Consider the following 19,735-nt stretch of genomic DNA (forward strand, 5'->3'; position numbering starts at 1 on the left):
GACCACCATGAAGGCCGCCAGCTACGACGCCTACGCCCCGGACAACTCGCGCCTGCGGTTCGGGGACGTCCCCGACCCCCGCCTCGGGCCGGGCCACGTCCTGGTCGAGGTGCGCGCCGCCGGGGTCAACCCGGTGGACTGGAAGGTCATGGCGGGCGGCCTGGACCCGCTGATCGAGGCGGTCTTCCCGGTCGTCCCCGGCTGGGACGTCGCGGGCGTCGTCACCGGAGCCGGACCCGACACCCCCGAGTTCGCGGACGGCGACGAGGTGATCGCCTACGCCCGCATGCCGATCGTCCGGCACGGCACGTTCGCCGAGTACGTCGCCGTCCCGGCCGAGTTCCTCGCCCGCCGCCCCGTCGCGCTCGACTGGGCCCAGTCGGCGGGCCTGCCGCTCGTGGGCCTCACCGCCCTGCGCATGCTGAACCGGCTGGAGGTCGGGCCCGGCGACGTCCTGCTGGTGTACGGGGCGTCCGGCGGGGTCGGCAGCATCGCCGTCCAGCTCGGACGCGAGCGCGGCGCCCGCGTCCTCGGCACCGCCTCGGCCCCCAACCACGACTTCGTCCGCACCCTCGGCGCCGAACCCCTCGCCTACGGGGACGGCCAGACCGACCGCGTCCGCGACCTGGCCCCGGGCGGCGTCACCGCCGTCGCCGACTGCGTCGGCGGCCAGCTCGACACCACCCTCGCCGTCCTCGTCTCCGGCGGCCGCCACGCCTCGATCGCCGACCCCGCCGTCGGCCGCCACGGCGGCTCGTCCGTCTGGACCCGCCCCGACGGCGCCGCCCTCACCGAACTCGTCGGCCTCGCCGACCAGGGCGCCCTCACCGTCGAGGTCTCCCGGACCTTCCCCCTCGCCGAGGTCGCCGCCGCCTTCGACGCCAGCCGCACCGGCCACACCCGAGGCAAAATCGTCCTCCTGCCCTGACCGGACCACCCCTCGGCAGGCGCCCCGGCCTGCTTCACTACCAGCCATGAGCACCGTCGACGCGGTCGTCCTGACCATGAACGACCGTCCGGACGAGTTCGCCGAAGCCATGGCGTCGCTGCTCGCCCAGGAGGGCGTCACGCTGAACGCCGTGGTCGTCGGCAACGGCTGCGTCCCGGACGGCGTGCCCGACGGCGTCCGGACGGTCGCGCTCCCGACGAACGTCGGCATCCCCGAGGGCCGGAACGTGGGTGCGAACGCGCTCGGCGGCGGCGAGTTCGTGCTGTTCTTCGACAACGACGCCGTCCTACCGCGCCGCGACGACGTCGCGCGGCTGGTCGCGGAGCTCGAACGGCACCCTGAGGCCGCCTACGCGCAGCCGCGCATCGCCGACCCGGTGACCGGGGTGACGCTCGCGCGATGGGTGCCGCGGCCGCGCGGGAGGCATCCGCGGCGCGGGGGAGCGGTCGCGACGATGTCGGAAGGCATCGTGCTGGTGCGCCGGGACGACTTCGAGCGCGCGGGCCACTGGCCAGGCCACTACTTCCTCTTCCACGAAGGCCTTGACCTGGCCTGGCGGCTCTGGGACCTGGGCCGGACGGGCCGCTACGCGCCGCATGTCGTCGTTCACCATCCGGCGACTGATCCGGCGCGGCACGCGGGCTTCCACCGGCTCAGCGCGCGGAACCGCGTCTGGGCTGCCTATCGCAACCTGCCGATGCCGCTGGCCGCGGTGTACATCGCCTCGTGGGCGATCCTGACGGTCGCGCGGCTGCGGTCCCGCGAGGCGCTCGCCGCCACCCTGCGCGGCTTCCGCGAGGGCCTGTCCACGCGGCACGAGCAGACGCGGAAGCCGATCGCCTGGCGGACGGTGGGACGCCTCACCCGGGTGGGCCGTCCGCCGGTCATCTGAGACCGGCCGTCGCGCGGCCCGCCGGCCCACGCCGACGGCTGCACTCGTTCCCCACCGATCCCGCCAACCGCCCGCTGCCGCACCAGTGCAGCGTGCAAGACCGCTCGATGGCGAGCCGGGCCGGGCCTTTCCCTCGACTTTGCTCCTTTGCGGGGTGCAGGCCCGGTGGGCTCGGGCATCTCGCAGTGGGACTGACAGGACACGGCAGGGGAGATGCATGCGGCCGAGATTGTTGGACGATGTGCGTTACGTGGAGTGCGATGAGGGTGTGTTCCTGGAAAGTGATCGTGGTGCGTGCACGATCGCGGGGGAGCACGGATACGTGTGGCTGTCCCGTCTGGCTCCGTTCCTCACCGGAGAGCACACCCTCCAAGAACTGACCGGGCCACTGTCGCCCGATCGCCGGGACCTGGTCGAACGGCTGGTCGGGGCGCTGGCCGAGCACCGGTTCGTGGTGGACGCGCGGGTCGAGGAACCTCACTGGCTGAGCGCGGCCGAGCAGGAGGTCTACGCCCCGGAGATCGCGTTCATCCGGTACGGCTTCGACTCGGCCGAGCGGCGGTTCGAACGCCTGCGGCTGGCGCGGATCTCCCTGGTCGGGTCGGGCCCGGTGCTGGGCGCGCTGCTGCGGGCCGGGCTGAACAGCGGCTGGCACACCGTCCGGGTGACCGATCTGGGCGACGAACCGGTGGACCTGCTGGCGGCGGTCGCCGAAAGCCGCCGGGACCCCGACCAGATGGTGCTGATCGGCGGCACCGAACAGGCATGGCACGACGCCGACGTCGTGCTGCAGGTGCACGACGGCGACCAGACCGACGAACTGGAGTCCACGGCGGCCGCTTGCGCCCGGCACGGCCTCGCGCTGGGCCAGGTATGGCTCCGGCAGGACGAGGCCTGGGTGACGCCGGTCGGGACGAACGGCGTCGCGTCCGCGTGTTGGCGACGGCTCACGGGACTGCCGCGCCACACACTGCGGCAGGACGCGCCGGACGACAGAGACTGGCTCACGGGCGCGGTCCCCACGGTGCTGGTCGCGCAGACGGCGCTGTCGTGCTTCGAGTACCTCACCGGCATGACGAACACACCGGCGGCATCACCGAGTCCGGCGTCGGCGTCGGCGGATTCGGCGGTGACCCGGATCGACCTGCGCACCCTCGACACCAGGCGACACCGCGTGTTCCCCTACGCCGGCCCTCACGACACGGCTCCGGATGTGGCCTCCCTCCCGCCCATGGCGGCCGATGACCTGCTGGCGCGGGTGGCGGAGATCGTCGACGCCCGTACCGGGGTGCTGGGAACGCTGGACTCCGGTGACCTGGCACAGACACCGCTGCGCGTGTGCCAGGCGACCGTGTCCGACCCGCGCGGAGCGCTACCGAGTTGGTCGGCCGAGCCCTCGGTGATCGGATGGGGCGACACCGCCGACTCCGCGCGGCTGCGGACGGTGCTGGCGGGACTCGCCACCTACCAGGCACTCGCCGGGACGCGGCAGGCGCTCACCCCCTACACCGCGCCGGTCGGCGTCGCGGCGGGGCTGTCCTGGCCGCAGGCCGTGGCGGCCGCCCTCGCGCAGCACTGCCAGGCGCTGCTACGCCAGAACGATCCAGGTGACTTCCCCACGGTCGCCGCACTGCCCGACGCCCGAGTCGCGCAGCTGGTGGCGTTGCTGGAGGCGGCCGGTGAGCAGGTGGAGATCCGCGACCTGAGCGCAGTGTTCGGGCTCCCCGCGTACATGGTCGGCACCGCGACCGGCTCGACAGCGCCCGAACAGGACGGTCGCGTCACGATGACGTACGCGGCTCCCGCCTGCGGGGCCGGTCCCGCCGCGGCGATGCGCGCGGCGCTGGAGCGGGCGCTGCTGGCCTGGCAGTCCCGCACCGAACGACAGCCCTGGTACGCCGATCCACCGATCCGCTGGCCCGAGGGCGACGAAGCCGACGACCGCGATACCGAGCGGTTCGCCGAGGCGATGACCGACGCGCTCACGCGGGCGGGCCGAAGGCCGACCGTCCTCCCGCTGGCCCACGACGCCCAGGTGGCCCAGTTGCTGCCGTTCGTGGCGCAGGCGGTGACGAGCGATGCTTGATGGTCTGCTCGACGAGTCCGCGGCAGACCCGGCCGATGACGGCGTGCTGGGTTCCGGGACGCTCCATGCCGCGCTGCGTCGGATGCCTGTGCCGCCGCACCTGCGAGTGGTGGTCACCGACGGCGGCGACACCGCCCCGCACGAGGCGGTCCGCGCCGGTGGCACACCATGGCTTCCGGTGCGGCTGGAGTCCGGGGTGATCTTCATCGGCCCGGCGGTCGAGCCATCGCGGCCCGGTTGCCCCACCTGCCTGCGCAGACGCCGCAACGGCAACCTGCCGCACGCCGCGGCCCGCCGCGAGCTGCGCGAACGCCTCGACACGCGGCGCAACAGCGGACACCACGACGGACTGCCGCTTCTGCCGCTGGTCACCGACCTGGTCGCCGCCCTGGTGCGCGACGAACTGGCGTCCGATTTCGTCCACACCCGGAACGGCGTGCTGCGGGTTTCGGCCGCCACAGGCGCCTTCACCCACCACCGCCTGCTCCCCGACCCGCGCTGCCCGGACTGCGCCGCACCGCCCCAGGAGCACGCGGCCGACCTGACGCCGGAACGCGCCCCCAAGCCCGACCCGGCACGACTGCGAACCGGCGAGCTGACCGAAAGCCTGGAGGAGACGTACGCGGACACCGAAACCGGGCTGATCAACTCGGTCGTGGCCTTCGACACCGGCCCGATCCCGTGGGCCATGGCCCGCTTGGGGCCGGCCGGTGAGGGGCACGACAGCCGCCACGGCTACGGCCGCACCCGCGACGCCCGCTCGGCGCGCCTGACCGCGATCGCCGAGGCACTCGAACGCCACGCCGGTTCACACCTGTGCGGCCGGACGACCGTCCGGGCCGCCTACGCCGACATCGCCGACCACGCGCTCGACCCGCGCACCCTCGGCCTCTACCCCGACTCCTGGTACGACCAGGACGGCTTCGACTACACCCGCTTCGACCCGGAGGCGCGGGCCAGCTGGGTCTGGGGGTACTCCTTCGCCGCCGCCCGTCCGCTGCTGGTCCCGGCCACCTACGCCTACTACGGCGAAAGGACGAAGGCCGAGCCCGGCTGGGTGTACGAGTGTTCCAACGGCGCCGCCCTCGGCAGCTCCCGGAACGAAGCGATCCTGCACGGCCTGCTCGAGGTCGCCGAACGAGACGCCTTCCTGATGACCTGGTACGGACGGCTCCCCGTCCCCAAGGTCGACCTGAACTCCGTCACCGACCGCCGCATCCCGCTGACCGCCACGCAGATCCGCCAGAACCTCGGCTACGAGGTCATGGCGTTCGCGATGCCCATGGAACAGGGCATACCCGCCTTCTGGGTCATGGCCGTCGACCGATCAGACGGCCGCGACCGAGACGGCCGCGACCGCCCGCACGTCCTCTGCGGCGCCGGCGCCCACCCTCACGCCGAACAGGCTCTGCACTCGGCGCTGATGGAACTGCTCGTGTTCGTCCAAGGAGCCGCCGACCCCAACCGCGACAGCGCCAAAGACCCGGCACACGACGACCGCCGGCAAGCCATGCTGGACGACCCTGACCACGTCCGGGAAATGGCGGACCACCACACCCTGTACGGACACCCGGACGCCTGGTCGCGCTTGAGCTTCCTGCCGACCGACGCTCCCGGCTGGCCGCTCGCCGAACTCGTCCAGCCATGGCCGACCCACCGGGACCTCGCCGACGACCTGAGCGAGCTGGTCGGCCGTTTCCTGTCGACCGGCCTGGACGTCATCGCGGTCGACACGACCTGCGCCGATCTGAAAGCGGGCGGGCTGGCCGCCGCCAAGGTCATCGTCCCGGGCACCGTGTCGATGACGTTCGGCCACCGCTACCGGCGTGTCCACGACCTGCCTCGGCTGCTGACCGTGCCCCGCCTGCTCGGCTACCGCGACCGCGACCTGCGTCCGGACGAACTCAACCCGCACCCACACCCCTTTCCCTGAGCGGCCAAAGCCCCAAGCCCGGACCCGACCAAGGCAGAGCAAGCTGGAACAGCAGGGGAGCGGAGTTCATGACGGTCACCGACGGGCACGCCACCCGACGCTTTCTGGCAGCCATCGACCAGCGGCGCGCGGAGCCGATCGACTGGGCCGCCGCCCCACCCCGCTACAAGCGGTACCGGGACACCACTCGCACCGTCCTGCCCCCGACCGGCCAGGACGCCTGGAAGGGCGACCTCCTCCGGGGCCTGCTCGGCCTGACCCGCGTGTCCTGGAACCACCCGACCGACGGCGTGGGCCAGGCGATCCCCGGCCCACGTTCCGTGCGGATCGGCCGCCCGGTGGCGTCCGGCGGCGCTCTGTACCCGATCGAGGCGTACCTGCTCGACGAGACGGCGCTGCACCACTACGACATCGTCCACCACGCCCTGGAAACCGTCCGCGACGGCGACCACCGCAACGCGCTCCCACAAGCCGCGACCGCGGACGCCGCCATCGTCCTCACCTCCGTGTTCTGGCGCAACGGCTTCAAATACCGCGACTTCGCCTACCGCCTCGCCTGCCAGGAAACCGGCGCTTTGTGCGCCCAGGCTCTCGTCCTGGCCGAATCCATGAACCTGGACGCCTCGATCCACCTGGCCTTCGACGGCGAACACACCGAAACCCTCCTGGGCCTGGACCCCACCGCCGAAGGCGCACTCGCCGTCCTGACCTTCAACACCCCCCGCAGCGGGGCACCCCGAAGTGACGCACCGCCATCCCAGGCCGCTGCTCAACCCGTCGACCCACCCAGACCCGTCACCCGCCTCCTGCCTCACCTGGCCGAACTCCACGCCGCGACCAGAACGCCAGGACCCCTGCCACCATCAACGCCCCGACCGGCCGCATCACCCTCCGAACCGGCAATATCCCTACCCCTGGCCGAGGACGTCGACCTGGCACGCGGCATCCCCCACCGTGCCTCGCCCATCAACGGCTTCCGCCGCCGCCCGCTCACCGCCGCCGACCTGGCGCGCATCCTGGCGGCTGCTCGCCCTGGAGACCGCGTCACCACAGACCTGTACGTCCTGATCTGGAACGTCACCGACATCCCGTCCGGCGCCTACCGATACGACCACACGCGACGCACGCTCATCCATCACGGCTCAGCCGACATCACCGCAGGTCCGCTCATCGTCAACACCCGCAACGCCCTGCGCGGCGCCGCCGCCGCGCTCATCCCCGTTGGCGCCCCACTGATCGAAACGGCCACCTACGGCGACCTCGCCTACCGCCTCCAACAGGCCGAAACCGGCATGGTCGTCCACCGGGCGACCCTGGCCGCCGCCGCACTCGGCCTCACCAGCCGCATCCACTCCGACGGCACCAACCCCGTCACCGACGCCGTTCTCGGCCTGGCCGCGCCCCACCGGTCGCTGAGTTTCCTGCTCATCGGCCACCCGCACCCGAGCGGGCCGACCCTCACGCGTCCGCCCGACCGCAACGTCACCACCCGACATGCGCACGAGATCGAGGAGTGACCGTCCATGGAAGAACTCATCAGCCGACTGAACGACCTGCCCATCGGCACGATCGAGGTGCGGTCGGCCGACGCTCAGCAGACGTCGCACGTTCCCGAGCTGCCTCCCTGCGACTGCACCCACTGCACCTGCGAGTGCACCAGCTGTTCCTGCCTGTGCCCGTGCGGCAGTTCGTGCGGGTCCCACTGCGGCTGAGCGTCCGGTGGGCCGACAGGGCCGGGCGGCCGCTGAGCCTCCTGCTCATCGGTCGGCCCCCTGAAGCGGGCCGACGTTCACGCGTCGGCCTGACGGCAGGGTCACAACCCCGAGCAACCACAACAAGGAGTGATCGTCCATGGAAGAAATCATCGACCAGCTCAACGACCTGCCCACCGGCACGATCGAGGTACGGCCGTCCGACGCCGAGCAGGCCACGGACCCCACCGAGACCGCCCCTGTCTGCGGATGCAACTGGGGCAAGTAGCGGTCGTGTGAACCATGCGGCGGGCGGACACCTGACGTCGGGCATCCGCCCGCTGCGCCGGCAACGTCCCGGGAGGACGGAACAGGTGTACGACGTGATCGTCGTGGGTGCGCGTTGCGCCGGAGCGGTCACCGCGATGCTGCTGGCCCGCGCCGGACACAAGGTCCTTCTCCTGGACCGCGCCCGCTTTCCCAGCGACACCGTGTCGACCCACTACATCCACCAGCCCGGCCTGGCCCACCTGCACCGCTGGGGCCTGCTGGACGAGGTGCTCGCCACGGGCTGCCCGTCCCTGACGCGCGTTTGCGCCGACCTCTCCGGCGCTCGACTCACCGGCCAGGCGCCCATGCTCGGCGTGGTCACGGGAGGCTGCGCACCCCGCCGCCACATCCTGGACCACATCCTCGTCCGGGCCGCCGTCCGGGCCGGTGCCGAATTCCGCCCCCGCACCACCGTGCTGGACCTGCACTGGCAGAACGGAGCCGTGGCCGGGGTCGTCCACGGCACCCGGCACGGAGCGCGACACGTGGAACGAGCTCACCTGGTCGTGGGCGCCGACGGACGCAACTCCACCATCGCACGCCTCACCCGCGCGCCCTACCTGCGCCAAGACCCGAAGCTCACCTACACCTACTACACCTACTGGAGCGGCATCCCGGACCAGGGCCTGCGTCTTTACCTTGGGGCAGGGGCAGGAACCGCGTGCATCCCGACCCATGACGGACTCACGCTCATCGGACTCGCGTTCTCCCGCACCGGAGACACCATCGCGAACCACGACCGTCAGCGGACCTACCTCGGCAAGGTGCGGCGGGCCTCGCTCGAACTCGACCGGCAACTCGCGGACGCCCGGCAGGAGGAACCGCTGTTCTGCTGCGCCGACCAACCGAACTTCTTCCGCCACGCCCAAGGGCCGGGCTGGGTCCTGGTCGGCGACGCGGCACACACCAAGGATCCCGGCACCGCCCGGGGTATCACCGACGCCTTCACCCAGGCCGGCATGCTGGCCGACCACCTCGACATCCCCTTGGACGACCATGACCGAGTCAGGAAAGCCCTGACCAGGTACGCCCGGCAGCTGCCCCGCGACTTCGACGCCGCCTACCGGAACACGTTGCTCGTCGCTCGAATGGAGATCGACGACCACTCGCAGCGCGTCATCGAGAACCAAGGCGACCCCGCCTACGTCGACCGGTACTTCCGCGCGTATGCGGGCATGCTCGAACCCGCCGGAGCCGAGCCCTCATTCGTCAGGACCACAGGCCGGTAAGGGCAAGAGCTTCCTCAGGAGTGGTGGCGTGGCGGATGCCGGAGACGGGCTCGCCGTCCCGGCCCAGGATCGTCCAACCGCCCAGCTGGACGACGGGGACGCGGCCTCGACGCGCGGCCAATGCCAGCTCCGAAAGGGTTCCCCATGAGCCACCGACCACGATGACCGCGTCACCGGAGTTGACGATGACGCTGTTCCGAGCCTCGCCGGCACCCGTCGGGATCACGATCGACAGGTCCGGGCTGGCGCCCTCGGCGGTGTCATGAGACAGGACGCCCACGACCGTCCCGCCCGCGGATCGTGCACCGGCCGCCACGGCGGCCATGACCCCGCTGTACCCACCGCAGACCACCACCGCCCCGCGCTCGGCCAGCAGCCGCCCGACCTCGTACGCATCCCGACGTTCGTCGCCGGTGCAGTCACTCGGCCCGCACACCGAAACCTGAACGGCCATGTCAGTTCCTCCCCTCGCGACCCTAGCCAAGCGCGAGAGAGCCCTTGAGGCGCCACGCAGATCGAGCGCCTGCACCCGGCGCGCGTTCTCACCGTGGGGCGTCCGTGTGCGCGCCGACCGCCACTTCGAACCAGACGCGCCATCGGCGCAGGTCGCCCTCGCGCAGCAGCACCGCGCCGGAGCGGTCGGTCATCATGGCCACCAGGCCCAGGCCGCGCCCGGACTCCGCGGTCAGGTCCGCATCCTCGAAGGCATCGGCCTCGGGCATCGGGAGCATCGGGATGTCCATCGCGCCACCGTCGTCGGTGATCTCCACGCGCAACGCGTGCGCCGCGGAGAACTCGGCCCCATGGACGGTGCGCACCGCCACGTCAACCCCGCCGCCGCTCCGTCCGGACGCGGTGTGCCGGACGGCGTTCGCCGCGATCTCCGCCACCGCCAGGTCCACGACGTCCAGGTCCACAGGCAGGGGGCGTGCCATCACCCACGATCGCACCTGCGCGCGCACCGCCCTGACGTCCAGCCGCGCGCCGCACGGTGAATCCAGCCGCCGCGACACCACCAGGTCCCAGGCCGTCACCGGACGACCTCGGCGATCCGCGCCGCGGCCATCGCCGAGTCGTCCGCGACCTGGAGGCGGTCGCGCCATCCGAACAGCCACCTGTCCTGCGCGTCCCGCGTCACCAGCACCGCAAACCACGCCCCCGACAGGGGAGCGCGCACCAACAGCACCGGCTCACCCGACTTCGGGCATTCCAGTCGTGTAGCCCTGCCGAATCGCCGCAGGTCAGCCATCAGTCCCGCCAGCAGTCCGATCCGAGTCAGCGTCACGGCGTTCAGCGTGTGTTCGCCGCCTGCGCCACGTGTCACCTGCGAACCCGGACGCCTCGTGTCCGATAGGTTCTGCATTGGTCCGACTCCTTCCAGTCGGGCAAGGCCCCGGCCTGGTGTAGCCGCACCAGGCCGGGGCCGCTTGTGTTCCGGACCTCCTCCCAGGTCGGCCCGTGAGCCGCCTGAGAGCAGAGCCGGACTTCTACTCTTTCGCCACCGAGCGCATCGATGTGATGACACTCTGTCCTCGAACACAATGCACGACGCTGGCCAGCTCACGCAATACGGCTTGTGCAATTCGGCAAAAGAGCAAGGAGGATGTCATGACACGTCGTCCGGGAACGGGACACAGCCCGACGCTTCTGTCCCGCAGGCTCGCGCTCGAACTCGCCAGGTGCCGGGAGGCGCGCAGGCTCAGCCGCGATGAGGTGACCAAGCGCCTGGAGTGGTCGAACACCACGCTGTTCCGCATCGAGACCGGTCGGACCAAGCCGCAGCCGCGCAGCGTCCGCGAACTCCTCGACCTCTACGGGATCGGCGGAACCACGAAGGAAGGGCTGATCCAGCTTGCGCGCGACGCGCGTAAGCCCGGGTGGTGGCACTCCTTCCGGGACGTCCTGCCCAATCCCTATGAGGCGTTCATCGGCCTTGAGGCCGGAGCGTCCGGCATCCGGACCTTCGAGACGACCATGATTCCCGGACTGCTCCAGACGGCCGACTACGCCCGTGCGATGATCCGCGGCGGTCCCCAGGAACTCGACCCGGACGAGATCGAGCGCCGTGTCGAGGTGCGCATGGCCCGGCAGGAGATCCTCAATGGTGCCGATCGCCCACGCTTGTGGACGATCCTGGACGAGGCCGCCTTGCATCGCACCGTCGGCGGCTCGGCCATCATGCGTCGGCAACTCGTCCACCTGGCCGAGATGTCGGAGCAGGCCAAGACCATGATCCAGGTCGTCCCGTTCGCGGCGGGCGCCCACGCGGGCGTGACCGGCCCGTTCGTGGTCCTGGACTTCGCCGAGCCTCAGGACCCCGACGTGATCTACCTCGAATCCGTCCCGGAAGGTGTTTATCTGGAGGATGCGGACGACGTGGGGCGGTTTATTCTTGCGTTTGACCGTTTGCGCGCCGCCGCCGAGCACCCGGACGAGTCGATCGCACTCATCCGGAAGCTGGCGGATGCAGCGCAGTGAGGCGACCGGAAAGGCGGTGCGGGATGAACGTCCCGGACTTGTCCCACGCCAGATGGCGCAAGAGCTCACGGAGTGGCCAGAACGGGAACTGTGTGGAACTCGCCGACCTGGATGACGGTGTGGCGATCCGCGACAGCAAGGACACGAGCATTGCGCCGATCCTGCTGGGGGCCGCCGAATGGCGAACCCTCGCATCGATCATCCGCGCGGACTGACCTCGTCCGACGAGACGATGGACGGCAGTCATCCGGCGCATTGAGAGGGAGGGGCGGCGTCCGGTTCGGCCTGGTCGACGCGAGGCGCCTCCCGGGCCGTCCGGACGGTGCGCCTGTCTCAGTTGTGGGCTGATGTCGAGGCGTCAGGGCTGTGGTGGTGTCCGTGTCCGGGCCAACGTCCGGTCAGTCGGAGGCCGTCGCGCAGGTTGAGCGACATCAGCGTGAGGTTGGCCGCGCCGGCGGTCAGCTCGAGTGCCTGGACGGCGTAGAAGAGGGTGCCGAACCCTCCTCGGGAGGCGAGCCTGTCGAGGTAGAGCGCGGCGGGGACGAGGATCAGCAGTCCGTTCGCGGCGATGAACGGCATCCGGCGTCTCTTGGCCCTGATCCTGGCGTCGGAGGAGGCGCCGGCCATCGCGAAGCCGGTCGCCCGCGCGTTCGGTCAGCGTGACCAGGGTGCGGCGGCGGTCCGCCGGGTCGGGGGTGTGTTCGATCAGCCCGTCCCGGTCCATGCGTCCCAGCGTGTGGGACAGCGTCGACTGGTCGATCCGCACCTGGTCGCAGAGCTGGTTCTGTGTCACGCCCTCCTGCTCGTACAGCGCGAGGAGCTGGGCGAACTGGCCGGGGACGACGCCGTGAGGGGCGATCTGGAGGCGGAACGCGCGAGCAGGCGGAGACTTGCCGATGCGTCGCGGATTGCTCTGGACGGTGGGAGTATAACGAGTATAGTACTGAGTATCTTTCGGGGAGGTCGGCGATGAGTGTCCGTCATGCCCTGCTGTCCCTGCTGAGCGAGGGGCCGAAGTACGGGCTGCGGTTGCGTGAGGAGTTCGAGCAGCGGACGGGCGAGTTGTGGCCGCTGAACGTCGGGCAGGTGTACACGAGCCTGCAGCGGCTGGAGCGGGACGGGCTGATCGAGTCCGACGCGGAGGAGGCGGACGGGCGGTCGTCGCAGAAGCGGTACCGGTTGACCGGGGCTGGGTGGGACGAGCTGACCGGATGGCTGCGCGCGCCGTCCGGGGTGACCCCGCCGCCGCGGGACGAGCTGGTCATCAAGGTGATGGTCGCCTCGACGGTGCCGGGTGTCGACGTGCACGAGGTGCTTCAGACGCACCGGCGGCACGTGGTGGAGACCATGCAGCGGTTCACCGCGCTGAAGAGCCGCGCCGACGAGGACGACATCGGGTTGACGCTGGTCGCCGACGCCGAGCTGTTCCGCCTGGACGCGGCCTACCGGTGGTTGGAGAAGGCCGACGCGCTGTTCAGGCGGAGCGGCGTGCCGGGGAACGGCGTCACGGCGCAGGGCAGACCGGGGAGCGGCGGCGCGGCGCGCGGTGGGGGCGGGCGGGACGTGACGGGGAGCGGCGTGGGGACGGAACGCGCGACGGCGCGCGACTAGACGGCTCGCAATGTGGAGGTGCCACGGTGAACCAACCCGCCATCGAGCTTCAGCGGGTGTCGAAGGTCTACGGCTCCCCGCCCGACCAGGTGCGGGCCCTCGCGGAGGTGGACCTCACGATCCGCTACGGCGAACTGGTCGCGATCATGGGGCCGAGCGGGTCGGGCAAGAGCACCCTGCTGACCATCGCGGGCAGCCTGGAGGAGCCGTCCGAGGGGCGGGTCGTGGTCGGCGGGATCGACCTGGCGAAGGCGTCCCGCAATGACCGGGCGAAGATGCGCCGCCGTCTGATCGGCTACGTGTTCCAGGACTTCAACCTGCTGCCCGGCCTCACCGTCGCCGAGAACGTCGCGCTTCCGCTGGAGCTGGACGGCACCGGGGCGCGCACCGCCCGCTCGATCGCGTTGGAGGCGCTGGACCGGCTCGGCCTCGGCGAACGCGCGGGCCGGTTTCCCGAGCAGCTGTCGGGTGGCGAGAGGCAGCGGGTCGCCATCGCGCGCGCCGTGGTGGGGGACCGGCGGATCCTGCTCACCGACGAGCCGACCGGTGCGCTCGACTCGGTGAACGGTGAGGGGGTCATGCGGATGCTCCGCACCGCCTGCCGGGACGGCGTCGCGGGCGTCGTGGTCACGCACGACTCGCAGCTGGCGGCCTGGGCCGACCGGATCGTGTTCATCCGGGACGGCCGCGTGGTCGACCAGACCGCCCCGCCTCCCGGGCCGGACTCGCTGCTCACCGGCGGCGAGCCGTCCCGAGGGCAGTGGTGACGGTCACGCGCGAGCCGTCCTCGCTCGGGGGACCGGCCAACGGGGGAGTGGCGGCCCGGCGCGCGATCGTCCGGTGGGCATGGCGGATGCTCCGCCGCGGCTGGCGGCAGCAGGTCGTCGTGACCTCGCTCCTCACGCTCGCCGTGCTCGGCGCGGTCGTCGGCGGGGCGGCGGCCGTCAACCTCGCGCCGCGTGATGACGCCCGGTACGGACGGGCGCATCAGCTCGTCAATCTGGACGGCGGGGACGCAGCGGCGCTCAAGCGGAGCCTCGACCTCGCGCGGAGCAGGCTCGGGAAGATCGAGGAGGTCGGGCGGCGGTTCGTGCCCGTTCCAGGTATCGCCGAGTCGCTCGAGGTCCGGGCGCAGGATCCGCACGGCCCGTACACGGCGCCGATGCTGGACGTCCGGAAGGGGCGCCTACCGCAGGGGACGGGTGAGACGGCGCTGACCGACGGCGCCGCCAGGGAACTCGACCTGGGGATCGGGGGCACGTTCACGGCGGGCGGCGAACACCGCGAGGTCGTCGGGATCGTGGAGAACCCACGGGACCTGAGCGACGAGTTCGCCCTGGTTGCGCCCGGCACACTGAAGGCCGACGGGGTGACGGTCTTCGTCAGGGTGTCGGCCGGCACCTTCGACTCCTATCGGCAGGCGTCGGAGGTTCCGCTGGCGACGCAGACGTTGCGGCACAACGGGCAGGCGGCGGGGGCGGTTCTCGCCGTGACGACCGTGATGCTGCTGCTGGTGTCGCTGGTCGCGGCCGCCGCGTTCGCCGTCGTCGCGCAGCGGCGGCTGCGGGAGATCGGCATGCTGGCGGCGATCGGCGCGACCGAGCGGCAGCTGCGCCTGGTGATGATCGCCAACGGCGCGGCGGTCGGCGTGGTCGCGGCCGTCGCCGGGCTGCTCCTGGGCGTGGCGGTGTGGGTGCCGGTGTCCGGGACGCTGGAGGGTGCGGCGCAGCACCGGATCCCGCCGTCCGGGGTGCCGTGGTCGCTGGCTCTGGAGTGCGCGCTGCTCGCCGTCGTCATGGCGACCGCCGCGGCCTGGCGGCCCGCGCGGAGCGTCGCGCGGGTCCCGATCGTCCAGGCGCTGTCGGCGCGTCCGCCGCGGCCGAGGCCCGCGCGCCGGGCCACCGCGCTCGCGGTGCTGTTCCTCGCCGGGGGCATCGCGTGCCTCGCCGCGTCCGGGCAGAGGAATCCGTTCCTGGTCATCGCCGGGACGCTCGGGACCGTCCTCGGCGTGCTGCTCGCCGGTCCGCTCGCGCTGCGGGCGCTCGCGGCGGCCGGCGGCCGCGCCCCGGTCGCGATCCGCCTCGCGGTGCGGGACCTCGCGCGGTATCGGGCCCGGTCGGCCGCCGCGCTCGCCGCGATCAGCCTCGCGCTCGGCATCCCGATCGCCGTCATCGTCGCCTCGTCCGCCGCTCAGGACACCGCCGCCACCGGCAACCTGTCCGACCGGCAGCTGGTGATCCGGATCGGACGGCTCGGCGACCCGGTCGTGCCGCTGCGCACCGACAGGGCGATCGCGGACCTGGACGCCCAGGTCCGCCGGATCGCCGCGCAGCTGCCGAACGCCGAGGTCGTCGCGCTGGACCTGCCGGTCGACCCGGCGATCAGGCCCGAGCCCGGCTACGCGGACGCGCAGGGCGGCCAGCCCGCCGCCGACCTCGGCATCCCGCCGGGCTCTACCGGCAAGGACGACGATGCCGCCGCCGGTGCGGGCCGCAGCAGCGGCGCGCTCCAGGCCGTCCCGCTGTACGTGGAGACGCCCGGGCTGCTCGAACACCTCGGCGTCGACCCGGCGTCGGTGGGGCCGTCCACCGACCTGGTCACCGGACGGCACGGCAGGATCGAGATCCCGAGCGTGTCGAGGCCGGAGACGCTGACGCGCATCCAGCGGATCCGGACCAGCGCCTACACCGACGACCCGACGTCCGTGCTCACCTCCAGCGGGCTGGCGCGGCGGCACTGGAAGCGGATCCGGGCCGGGTGGCTCGTGGAATCCGGCAAGCCCCTCACCAGTGCGCAGCTCGTCTCGGCCCGGCACATCGCCGCGTCCGCCGGGGTGAACGTCGAGTCCCGCCGCGACCAGGCGTCCCTCGGCCGGGTCCGGCTCGCCGCGGCGCTCGCGGGGCTGCTGCTCGCACTCGGAGTGCTCGCGATGACGGTCGGGCTGATCCGCATCGAGGGCGCGCGTGACCTGCGGACGCTCACGGCGACCGGGGCGAGCGTCCGTGTCCGCCGGACGCTGACCGCCGCGACCGCCGGAGGGCTCGCCCTGTTGGGCGTGCTGCTCGGCGGAGCCGGGGCCATCGCGGCGCTGGTCGCCGTCCACCTGAAGGATCTGGGGAAGCTCGGGCACGTCCCCGTGCCCTACCTGCTCGCGATCGTGGTCGGTGTGCCGGTGGCGTCGACCGTCGCCGGATGGGCCCTCGCGGGACGGGAACCGTCCGCGTTCGCCCGGCGGACACTGGACTGACCCTTCGCGCCGTCCCTGACCAGGCGCGTCGTCCGTTCGTTCCACCCTCCCGTGCGGTATCAAGATCTCGGCATGTGGAAACTCCGATGGGCACGTGCTAATTTTCTTTTGCATGTGCGGAGGAGGTGGCGTGACGACCGGGGACGAACTGCTCCGCGCGCTCGCGGCGCTCGACAACCCGCATCGGCTGCGGATCCTCGCGGCGCTCGCGGTCGAGCGCGACTACGTCAGCAACCTCGCGCGCGAGCTGGGCATCAGCCGGCCGCTGCTCCAGGTGCACCTGCGCAAGCTGGAGGCGGCCGGGCTGGTGACGAGCGCGAGCGAGGTCTCGCCGGACGGGAAGGCGATGAAGTTCTACGAGATCGTCCCGTTCCGGCTCGAACTGACCCCTGAGGGCGTACGGCGGGCGGTGCGGACCCTGACCGCACCGGAGGACAGGAGGGCGGACGGATGATGGACGGTCACGATCTGGCGGAGGTGGCGGGCGCGATCGGCATCTTCGCCTTCGTCACCACCGTGGTCACGGTGATCATCGTGCAGCTGGGGGCGACGGTGCGGGCGCGTGCCGCGCTGGCCCGCGAGGCGGAGTTCCGCCGGATCGCCGAGACGAGCCTCGCGACCCAGCGCGAGATAGAGAAGCAGCTCACCGAGAGCGCGCGGAGCCTCGGCGAGATGCAGAAGAGGATGGACGCCTTGGAGAAGATCCTGCTCACCGTCGAGTGAGCGGGCGGAGCACAGCAGAGCCGGGCCGTCGAGCGGCCACTCGACGACCCGGCGTGAAGAGGCACCACCACCCGCCCGTTTCCGGGCGGGCTCTCTCAGCAGCACTCCTTCACCGAAAGGACAGCACTTCATGCTGCCTGAACGCAAACCGATCACCGAGCGCGTCGCGGGGTGGTCGGCACGGCACCGGACGCTCGCCATCACCGGCTGGCTCGTCCTGGTCGTCGCGGCGATCCTCGGAGCCGGGGCCCTCGGCCTGGATCAGAGACACAGCACCGACCCCGGTGAGTCCGGACGCGCCGACCGCGTCCTGGACGTCCACACCGGCTACCTTCCTTTGCTGGAGAACGTCCTGGTCCAGAGCCGGGACGGCGGGACGACCCGGTTCTCGGCGGACCCCGGACTCCGCGCCGCCACCCGCGAACTGACGGCCGCGCTGCGGCCCTACGGGACCGTCCGATCGCCGCTCGACAGCCCGGCCCTGGTGTCGCGGGACGGACGGTCGGGCCTGGTCACCGTGCAGGTCGCCGGGCCGCACGAGCAGTTTCGCGCGAACTATGACGGCGTCGTGAAGGCCGTCCGGGACGTCGCTGCGCGGCACCCGGACGTCCGGCTGGCGCAGGCGGGGGACAAGAGCCTCTCGGACGCGGTGAACGGCGGCATCAAGGACGACATGAAGCGGGCCGAGTACTTCTCGCTGCCGCTGACCGTCCTGATCCTGCTGGCCGTGTTCGGGTCGCTGATCGCCGCCGGGATCCCGCTGCTCCTCGCGGTCACCACCGTCGCCGGGACGTTCGGGCTGCTGCGGCTCGCCGGGCACTGGGTCCCCGTGAACAGCGCGGCGTCCTCGATCGTGCTGCTGGTCGGGATCGCCGTCGGCGTCGACTACTCGCTGTTCTACCTGCGCCGGACGCGGGAGGAGCGCGCGGCGGGCCGGGCCCCGGACGAGGCTCTGCGCGTCGCGACCCGCACGTCCGGGCACGTCGTGGTCGTCTCCGGCCTGACCGTCATGCTCTGCCTCGCCGGGCTGCTGTTCACCGGCCTGGACAACTTCAAGGGCCTGACCGCCGGGACCGTCCTGGTCGTCGGCCTCGCCATGGTCGGCTCGGTCACCTTCCTGCCCGCGCTGCTCGCCGCGCTCGGCCCCCGCGTGGACGGCCTGCGCCTGCCGTGGATCGGCCGCCGCCGCACCGCCGCCGCCCCGTCCCGGTTCTGGACGGCCGTGGCCGGGCGCGTCGTCCGGCGTCCACTGGTGTGGGGCGGGCTGGCCGTGCTCGCGCTGGTCCTGCTGACCGTGCCCGCGCTCGGCCTGCGCCTCCAGGACGCGGCGGTCACCGACAGCCTGCCCCGGTCCGTCCCCGTGGTGGACGCGGCGCTGCGCATGCAGTCGGCGTTCCCGGGCAGCCCGTCACCGGCGTCCGTCGTCCTGTGGGAGAAGCGACCCGGCGCGCTGGACGACCCGGCCGTCGCGTCCGCCATTGCGGACCTGCACCCGACCGTCACCGCCCGAAGCGAGAACGTGCTGGTCGCGCGCGTCCCGCTCGCGCACTTCGGCACCGGGACCGAAGCGAACCGCTCGCTCCTCGACCTGCGCCACCGCGGCGACGCCGCGTTCGGCCGCATGGACGGCGTCGGGCACGCCGTCGCGGGCAAGACCGCCTTCGCCTACGACTTCACCCGCGTCATCAAGGACCGGTCGGCGGTCGTCGTCGGGGCCGTCCTGGCGCTGGCGTTCGTGCTGCTGGCCGTCGCCTTCCGCTCCCTGGCCGTCCCGCTGGTGTCGATCGCGCTGAACCTGCTGTCGATCGGCGCCGCGATCGGCGTGCTGGCCTGGGGCTTCCAGGACGGCCACCTCGGCGGCGCGCTCGGCTTCACCGGCTACGGCGGGGTGGTCGGCTGGCTGCCGCTGTTCATGTTCGTGATCCTGTTCGGGCTCAGCATGGACTACCACATCTTCATCCTGAGCCGGATCCGCGAGCACCGGGCCGAGGGCCTCCCGGCGCGCGCGGCCGTCGTCGCCGGGGTCGGCGCGACCTCGGGCGTCGTCACCAGCGCCGCGACCATCATGACCTGCGCGTTCAGCGTCTTCGCGGTGCTGACGGCGATCGAGTACAAGATGATGGGCGTCGGCCTGGCCGCCGCGATCCTCATCGACGCCACGCTCGTCCGCGGCGTCCTGCTGCCCGCCGCGCTCGCCGTCCTGGGCGACCGCCTATGGAAGCGGGCCCCGGCGGGACGCGTCAGTCCACGGGAAGCGGACGCGGCCCCCTCCGCGGCCCCCTCCGGGGCGCCCGCTCGCGAAGGGCGCGGGTCAACTCCCAGCCTCCCCTGACGAGGACGCCGAGCATGCAGGCGACCAGGAACATCATCAGAGAGGCGGCGGCGGGCCCGACGTCCGCGACGCCGCGGTAGTAGAGGAGGTTGGCGACCGCGGCGGCGCCGACCGCGAGGTACGCCACGTTCAGCCAGACGCTCGTCGGCAGCGCTCCCCAGTCCACTTCCCCGAGGTCGGGGACGGCGAGCACGCCCAGCAGCACCGCTCCGGAACCCACCTTCGTTCCAGCCC

General features: G+C 72.1%; 21 protein-coding genes and 1 pseudogene. 16 read left to right on the forward strand and 6 right to left on the reverse strand.

Features of this window, described 5'->3' with window-relative positions:
• Positions 1-7: 7 nt before the first annotated feature.
• The 8 genes from AB0L06_RS30145 to AB0L06_RS30180 all read left to right on the forward strand — a co-directional run bounded on the left by AB0L06_RS30145 (position 8) and on the right by AB0L06_RS30180 (position 9,110).
• Complete coding sequence (locus AB0L06_RS30145; protein WP_500234496.1) at positions 8-928, forward strand: NADP-dependent oxidoreductase; 921 nt, start codon at positions 8-10, stop codon at positions 926-928.
• Between the two features lie 46 nt (positions 929-974).
• Positions 975-1,841: a glycosyltransferase family 2 protein gene (locus tag AB0L06_RS30150; RefSeq protein ID WP_500234497.1), complete on the forward strand. Its 867-nt coding sequence runs from the start codon at positions 975-977 to the stop codon at positions 1,839-1,841.
• Between the two features lie 250 nt (positions 1,842-2,091).
• Positions 2,092-3,927, forward strand: a complete 1,836-nt coding sequence (locus AB0L06_RS30155) for a hypothetical protein (RefSeq protein WP_500234498.1) — start codon at positions 2,092-2,094, stop codon at positions 3,925-3,927.
• Entirely contained in the window at positions 3,920-5,860 is a 1,941-nt protein-coding gene (locus tag AB0L06_RS30160) for a TOMM precursor leader peptide-binding protein (protein ID WP_500234499.1), read from the forward strand. Before AB0L06_RS30155 ends, AB0L06_RS30160 begins: the two co-directional genes overlap by 8 nt.
• A 68-nt stretch (positions 5,861-5,928) precedes the next feature.
• The gene (locus tag AB0L06_RS30165) at positions 5,929-7,377 is read left to right on the forward strand and encodes a SagB family peptide dehydrogenase (RefSeq protein WP_500234500.1); all 1,449 of its coding nucleotides are present in this window, start codon (positions 5,929-5,931) and stop codon (positions 7,375-7,377) included.
• 6 nt (positions 7,378-7,383) lie between these two features.
• Positions 7,384-7,572 carry a hypothetical protein gene (locus tag AB0L06_RS30170; RefSeq protein WP_500234501.1) on the forward strand — a complete coding sequence of 63 codons (189 nt, stop codon included), beginning with the start codon at positions 7,384-7,386 and terminating at the stop codon, positions 7,570-7,572.
• Positions 7,573-7,711: 139 nt separating this feature from the next.
• Positions 7,712-7,840, forward strand: coding sequence for a hypothetical protein (locus AB0L06_RS30175; RefSeq protein ID WP_500234502.1), 129 nt, complete (start codon positions 7,712-7,714; stop codon positions 7,838-7,840).
• A gap of 85 nt (positions 7,841-7,925) precedes the next feature.
• A complete protein-coding gene (locus tag AB0L06_RS30180) occupies positions 7,926-9,110 on the forward strand; it encodes an NAD(P)/FAD-dependent oxidoreductase (RefSeq protein ID WP_500234503.1) in 1,185 nt (394 codons plus the stop codon).
• Here the strand turns inward: AB0L06_RS30180 and AB0L06_RS30185 are convergent.
• The 3 genes from AB0L06_RS30185 to AB0L06_RS30195 form a co-directional block, all read right to left on the reverse strand.
• Positions 9,091-9,564 (reverse strand): TIGR00725 family protein, encoded by a 474-nt coding sequence (locus AB0L06_RS30185; RefSeq protein ID WP_500234504.1) that lies wholly within the window; start codon positions 9,562-9,564, stop codon positions 9,091-9,093. The two genes, AB0L06_RS30180 and AB0L06_RS30185, sit on opposite strands and share 20 nt — an antisense overlap.
• An 88-nt stretch (positions 9,565-9,652) precedes the next feature.
• A complete protein-coding gene (locus tag AB0L06_RS30190) occupies positions 9,653-10,144 on the reverse strand; it encodes an ATP-binding protein (RefSeq protein ID WP_500234505.1) in 492 nt (163 codons plus the stop codon).
• The gene (locus AB0L06_RS30195) at positions 10,141-10,395 is read right to left on the reverse strand and encodes a hypothetical protein (RefSeq protein WP_500234506.1); all 255 of its coding nucleotides are present in this window, start codon (positions 10,393-10,395) and stop codon (positions 10,141-10,143) included. Before AB0L06_RS30195 ends, AB0L06_RS30190 begins: the two co-directional genes overlap by 4 nt.
• Positions 10,396-10,568: 173 nt before the next feature.
• Here AB0L06_RS30195 and AB0L06_RS30200 point away from each other — a divergent pair, with 173 nt between their 5' ends.
• On the forward strand, positions 10,569-11,588 hold the full coding sequence (locus AB0L06_RS30200; protein WP_500234507.1) for a helix-turn-helix domain-containing protein: 1,020 nt from the start codon (positions 10,569-10,571) through the stop codon (positions 11,586-11,588).
• A gap of 23 nt (positions 11,589-11,611) precedes the next feature.
• Positions 11,612-11,803, forward strand: a complete 192-nt coding sequence (locus AB0L06_RS30205; protein ID WP_500234508.1) for a DUF397 domain-containing protein — start codon at positions 11,612-11,614, stop codon at positions 11,801-11,803.
• A 118-nt stretch (positions 11,804-11,921) separates the two neighbouring features.
• On the opposite strand, the gene AB0L06_RS30210 is transcribed toward AB0L06_RS30205, so the two are convergent.
• Entirely contained in the window at positions 11,922-12,167 is a 246-nt protein-coding gene (locus AB0L06_RS30210) for a hypothetical protein (protein WP_500234594.1), read from the reverse strand.
• Positions 12,168-12,291: 124 nt separating this feature from the next.
• Positions 12,292-12,381, reverse strand: a pseudogene (locus AB0L06_RS30215) (hypothetical protein); the annotation flags it as partial.
• Between the two features lie 176 nt (positions 12,382-12,557).
• Between AB0L06_RS30215 and AB0L06_RS30220 the strand changes: the two are divergent.
• From AB0L06_RS30220 to AB0L06_RS30245, 6 genes are all read left to right on the forward strand, one after another.
• Positions 12,558-13,199: a PadR family transcriptional regulator gene (locus AB0L06_RS30220; protein ID WP_500234509.1), complete on the forward strand. Its 642-nt coding sequence runs from the start codon at positions 12,558-12,560 to the stop codon at positions 13,197-13,199.
• 26 nt (positions 13,200-13,225) lie between these two features.
• A complete protein-coding gene (locus AB0L06_RS30225) occupies positions 13,226-13,966 on the forward strand; it encodes an ABC transporter ATP-binding protein (protein WP_500234510.1) in 741 nt (246 codons plus the stop codon).
• Positions 13,963-16,446, forward strand: a complete 2,484-nt coding sequence (locus tag AB0L06_RS30230; protein WP_500234511.1) for an FtsX-like permease family protein — start codon at positions 13,963-13,965, stop codon at positions 16,444-16,446. The genes AB0L06_RS30225 and AB0L06_RS30230 overlap by 4 nt, the downstream gene beginning before the upstream one ends.
• A gap of 130 nt (positions 16,447-16,576) precedes the next feature.
• A complete protein-coding gene (locus AB0L06_RS30235) occupies positions 16,577-16,900 on the forward strand; it encodes an ArsR/SmtB family transcription factor (protein ID WP_500234512.1) in 324 nt (107 codons plus the stop codon).
• Positions 16,897-17,169, forward strand: coding sequence for a hypothetical protein (locus tag AB0L06_RS30240; protein WP_500234513.1), 273 nt, complete (start codon positions 16,897-16,899; stop codon positions 17,167-17,169). The genes AB0L06_RS30235 and AB0L06_RS30240 overlap by 4 nt, the downstream gene beginning before the upstream one ends.
• A 130-nt stretch (positions 17,170-17,299) precedes the next feature.
• The gene (locus tag AB0L06_RS30245) at positions 17,300-19,501 is read left to right on the forward strand and encodes an MMPL family transporter (protein WP_500234514.1); all 2,202 of its coding nucleotides are present in this window, start codon (positions 17,300-17,302) and stop codon (positions 19,499-19,501) included.
• Here the strand turns inward: AB0L06_RS30245 and AB0L06_RS30250 are convergent.
• The gene (locus AB0L06_RS30250; RefSeq protein ID WP_500234515.1) at positions 19,410-19,721 is read right to left on the reverse strand and encodes a hypothetical protein; all 312 of its coding nucleotides are present in this window, start codon (positions 19,719-19,721) and stop codon (positions 19,410-19,412) included. The two genes, AB0L06_RS30245 and AB0L06_RS30250, sit on opposite strands and share 92 nt — an antisense overlap.
• Between the last annotated feature and the right edge of the window lie 14 nt (positions 19,722-19,735).

This window comes from Spirillospora sp. NPDC052269 (assembly GCF_040679435.1).
Lineage (GTDB): Bacteria > Actinomycetota > Actinomycetes > Streptosporangiales > Streptosporangiaceae > Spirillospora.

Coding starts and splice junctions, on each gene's coding strand:
- AB0L06_RS30145 (WP_500234496.1), top strand. CDS start 8: ATGAAGGCCGCCAGCTACGACGCCTACGCCCCGGACAACTCGCGCCTG.
- AB0L06_RS30245 (WP_500234514.1), top strand. CDS start 17,300: ATGCTGCCTGAACGCAAACCGATCACCGAGCGCGTCGCGGGGTGGTCG.
- AB0L06_RS30160 (WP_500234499.1), top strand. CDS start 3,920: ATGCTTGATGGTCTGCTCGACGAGTCCGCGGCAGACCCGGCCGATGAC.
- AB0L06_RS30165 (WP_500234500.1), top strand. CDS start 5,929: ATGACGGTCACCGACGGGCACGCCACCCGACGCTTTCTGGCAGCCATC.
- AB0L06_RS30150 (WP_500234497.1), top strand. CDS start 975: ATGAGCACCGTCGACGCGGTCGTCCTGACCATGAACGACCGTCCGGAC.
- AB0L06_RS30170 (WP_500234501.1), top strand. CDS start 7,384: ATGGAAGAACTCATCAGCCGACTGAACGACCTGCCCATCGGCACGATC.
- AB0L06_RS30210 (WP_500234594.1), bottom strand. CDS start 12,167: ATGCCGTTCATCGCCGCGAACGGACTGCTGATCCTCGTCCCCGCCGCG.
- AB0L06_RS30175 (WP_500234502.1), top strand. CDS start 7,712: ATGGAAGAAATCATCGACCAGCTCAACGACCTGCCCACCGGCACGATC.
- AB0L06_RS30240 (WP_500234513.1), top strand. CDS start 16,897: ATGATGGACGGTCACGATCTGGCGGAGGTGGCGGGCGCGATCGGCATC.
- AB0L06_RS30185 (WP_500234504.1), bottom strand. CDS start 9,564: ATGGCCGTTCAGGTTTCGGTGTGCGGGCCGAGTGACTGCACCGGCGAC.
- AB0L06_RS30220 (WP_500234509.1), top strand. CDS start 12,558: ATGAGTGTCCGTCATGCCCTGCTGTCCCTGCTGAGCGAGGGGCCGAAG.
- AB0L06_RS30205 (WP_500234508.1), top strand. CDS start 11,612: ATGAACGTCCCGGACTTGTCCCACGCCAGATGGCGCAAGAGCTCACGG.